This window comes from Craterilacuibacter sp. (assembly GCF_051659485.1).
In the GTDB taxonomy this organism is placed as follows: domain Bacteria; phylum Pseudomonadota; class Gammaproteobacteria; order Burkholderiales; family Chromobacteriaceae; genus Craterilacuibacter.
This window is the reverse complement of record NZ_JBOFOO010000125.1, coordinates 1-2,886: the sequence shown is the minus strand read 5'-3', so window position 1 is coordinate 2,886 and position 2,886 is coordinate 1. Positions and strand designations below refer to the sequence as shown.

3 protein-coding genes are annotated in these 2,886 nt (G+C 53.8%); all 3 read left to right on the top strand.

What is annotated here, in order from left to right; genetic code table 11:
• Window positions 1–1,622: lipid A export permease/ATP-binding protein MsbA (gene msbA / locus ACRC1E_RS04330; protein WP_438513881.1), on the top strand; the 1,622-nt coding region annotated here is incomplete at its 5' end.
• A 2-nt stretch (window positions 1,623–1,624) separates the two neighbouring features.
• Entirely contained in the window at window positions 1,625–2,410 is a 786-nt protein-coding gene (locus tag ACRC1E_RS04325; protein ID WP_438513880.1) for a glycosyltransferase family 2 protein, read from the top strand.
• On the top strand, window positions 2,407–2,886 hold a 480-nt coding region (locus tag ACRC1E_RS04320; RefSeq protein ID WP_438513879.1), incomplete at its 3' end, for a glycosyltransferase. The genes ACRC1E_RS04325 and ACRC1E_RS04320, both read left to right, overlap by 4 nt.

Sequence of the window (2,886 nt, the reverse complement as noted above, 5' to 3'; positions counted from 1 at the left end):
TGAAGCCGCTAATTGATGGTGGCTTTGTGGATAGGGACTCCTCCGCCATTATATGGACCCCGCTGGCTATTGTCGGCTTGTTTGTTTTGCGTGGAGTCACCAGTTTTATTAATGAATATTCGTCTAGCTGGCTATCCGGCCACTTGGTGCAAAGTCTGCGCCAAGAAATGTTCGCCCGCATGATGCGTCTGCCGGTCAATTATTACGACAATCACCAGTCCGGTAGTATTTTATCCCGGATTACCTTTGATGTGAATCAGGTTAGCGAGGCCGGATTTAATGTGATAACCGTCACGATTAAGGATGGCGTGACGGTTATTGGCCTGCTTGGTTTATTGTTATATACCGACTGGAAGCTGACATTGATTTGTCTGGCGGTGATGCCGGTCGTTACTTTATGTGTGCGTTTTGTCAGCCGGCGTCTACGCGGCCTATCGCGTAAGAATCAGCAGGATATGGCGCAACTGACGCAAGTCTTGAGCGAGAGCATAGATTGCCAGCGTGTGGTCAAGGTTTATGGCGGGGAGTCTTATGAGGCCGGCCGTTTTGGTTTAGCTGCCGAAGCGATTCGTCACAACCTGGTAAAAGAGCGTGCGACCAGTGCAGCCAGCACGGCTGTCACCCAGCTTCTTATCGCTTGTGCGCTTGCTGTCATCCTTTATTATGCTGGCCTACAGGCTCAGGCAGGCAATTTTTCTGCCGGGGATTTCATGTCTTTTCTTACCGCGATGTTGATGCTGTTTGCGCCGATCAAGCGTATTACCAGTATCAGTCAGACGGTGCAAAAAGGTCTTGCCGCCGCCGAGAGTGTATTCAGTTTTCTGGACGAGCATAGCGAGCCTGATCATGGCAAAAAGTGCTTACAAGCACCCAAAGGTGCACTCAGCTTTCGCAAGCTGTCGTTTCAATATCCCGGTGCCGAGCGTGAAGCGCTCTCTGCTATCGATCTTGATGTGCATGCGGGAGAAACGATTGCCTTGGTCGGATCCAGCGGCAGTGGCAAGACTACATTGGCTAGCTTGATTCCACGTTTTTACGAACCGACATCCGGCCATATATTGTTGGACGGCATCGCGCTGACCGAAATCAGCATGGCCAGTTTGCGTGCGCATATCGCGCTGGTGAGCCAGGATGTGGTGCTCTTCAATGATACCGTTGCGGCCAATATTGCTTATGGCCGCTTTGGCGAGACCAGCATCGATGAAATTCGCGAGGCGGCTCGTGCGGCCAATGCGCTGGAATTTATCGAAGCCATGCCGCAAGGGTTTGATACCGTCGTCGGCGAGAATGGTACCCGGTTATCAGGTGGCCAGCGTCAACGCTTGGCTATCGCCAGAGCCATCCTTAAAAACGCCCCCATCCTGATTCTGGATGAAGCCACTAGCGCACTGGATACCCAATCGGAACGACTGGTGCAGGCTGCGCTGGAAAATCTGATGAAGAACCGCACTACGCTGGTGGTTGCCCATCGCTTGTCTACTATCGAGAACGCCGATCGCATTGTGGTTATGCATCAGGGCAGAATCGCCGAGATTGGGCAGCATGCTGAGCTGATCAAGCAAGCCGGGCTTTATCACAACCTGCACCGCCTGCAGTATCAGGCCGGACACGAACAAAGCTGAACATGCAATCCTCCCCCGTAAAAACGATGCCGAGCATCGGTGTAGCCATCATCACCAAAAATGCAGAGGCTCATCTTCATCAGTGCCTAGCGGCTGTGCGCCCTTGGGTTCAGGACATCGTGGTGGTCGACTCCGGCAGTACCGATGCGACGCTTGCCATTGCCCGACTAGCAGGGGCCAAAATTATTGAGACCGCTGATTGGCCCGGATTCGGCATGCAGAAAAACCGTGCGCTGGCTCTGCTCGAAACTGATTGGATTTTGTCGCTGGATGCGGATGAAGTTGTCAGCCCGGAGCTGGCCGAGGCGATCCGTACGGCGGTAGTACTGGCATCGGAAAATGTCTTCAGCCTGTCGCGACTGTCCAGTTTCTGCGGACGCTGGATGCAACATAGCGGCTGGCGCCCTGACCATGTACAGCGGCTGTTTAGACGCGGAGAGGCTCGTTTCTCCGATGATCTGGTACACGAGCGCCTACTGTTTAGCGGTGCATCGCCGGTATTAGCCGGGGAACTGCTGCATTACTCGTTCGACAACCTGGACCAAGTGGTCGACAAGATGAACCGCTATTCGGCAGCCGGTGCCCAGCAGCGTTACCAGCGTGGCAAGCGCAGTGGCGGTATGGCCAGCGTGATCGCCAAGACGCTATGGTCTTTTATACGGACCTATGTCTTGCGGCGCGGCTTTCTGGACGGCCGCGAGGGCTTCATTCTGGCTGTCGCCAATGCCGAAGGGACGTTTTACCGGCAATTGAAGCTGATGTATCTGGCAGAGAAGGGTGTGGAGTGAAAATTTCAGTTGTTGTAAGTACATATAATCGTCCAGATGCACTCCAGTCGGTACTTGAAGGTTTTTGCCATCAGTCGGCTAGCGAGCATGGGTGGGAAGTGATTGTTGCCGATGATGGGTCAACGAATGCGACAGCGGTGGTTGTGGCGCACTTCCAGAGTCGTCTGCAAGGCCAACTAAAGCATGTCTGGCATGAGGATAAAGGGTTCCGCTTGGCCGAAATCAGAAATCGGGCTGCCCTGCAGGCTACCGGAGAATACTTGGTCTTTTTGGATGGTGACTGCATTCCGCTGCCGGACTTTATCGCGCAGCAGGCGCTTTTGGCCGAAAAAGGCTGGGTAGTCGCCGGTAACCGCATTCTGCTTGCGCAAGCCTTTACGGATAATTATCTGCGCGGGCAAGGCAAGCGGGTGTTTGAATGGTCGAAACTTGACTGGGGTAGCAGACGTTTTGATGGCTGTATCAACAATGCGCTG

Bases quoted from the DNA above. Each gene is read 5' to 3' on its own strand.
- ACRC1E_RS04325 (WP_438513880.1), top strand. From the start codon at position 1,625: ATGCAATCCTCCCCCGTAAAAACGATGCCGAGCATCGGTGTAGCCATC.